Below are 486 nucleotides of genomic sequence, written 5' to 3' on the forward strand. Positions count from 1 at the left end.
GTGCCGCCGCCTCCTCCGGCAACTCCGGCTCGGACTCCTCCTCTTCCTCGTCCTCTTCCTCCTCGCAGGAGAGCACCCAGGAGACCCGCGCCTCGCGTTCCTCCGAGCGCGCCACCGTCGAGACCCCGACCGGCAAGAAGGTCAAGAAGGGCGACGGCGAGTACAAGGTCGTCAGCGGTGACACGCTCAGCGGCATCGCCGCGAAGAAGGACGTCAAGGGTGGCTGGGAGAAGCTCTTCGAGCTGAACAAGGACATCATCGACGACGCCGACTTCATCTACCCCGGCCAGCAGCTCCACCTGAGCTGACGGCCGGTTCCGGACGGTCGCCGCGGCCGGACCCCTGAGGTCCGCCGCGGCCGGGCCGGCACCGCGGTTCGGCCGGGCCGAAAAAAGGCCGCTCCCCGGCTGAACCCGGGTCCGCTCACAGCCGTGTCCTCCTGAGTGAAGACCTCGTGAGGGCCGTCCCCCGTCCCCACGGGCTCCC

General features: G+C 69.8%; 1 protein-coding gene. It reads left to right on the forward strand.

The features are described 5' to 3' along the window. Window positions 1-308, forward strand: a 308-nt coding sequence (locus AOK15_RS47380) for a LysM peptidoglycan-binding domain-containing protein (protein ID WP_240508628.1), incomplete at its 5' end; no start/stop codon positions are given. Window positions 309-486 lie beyond the last annotated feature (178 nt).

Source organism: Streptomyces ossamyceticus, from assembly GCF_001418475.1.
GTDB classification, from domain to species: Bacteria; Actinomycetota; Actinomycetes; order Streptomycetales; family Streptomycetaceae; genus Streptomyces; species Streptomyces ossamyceticus.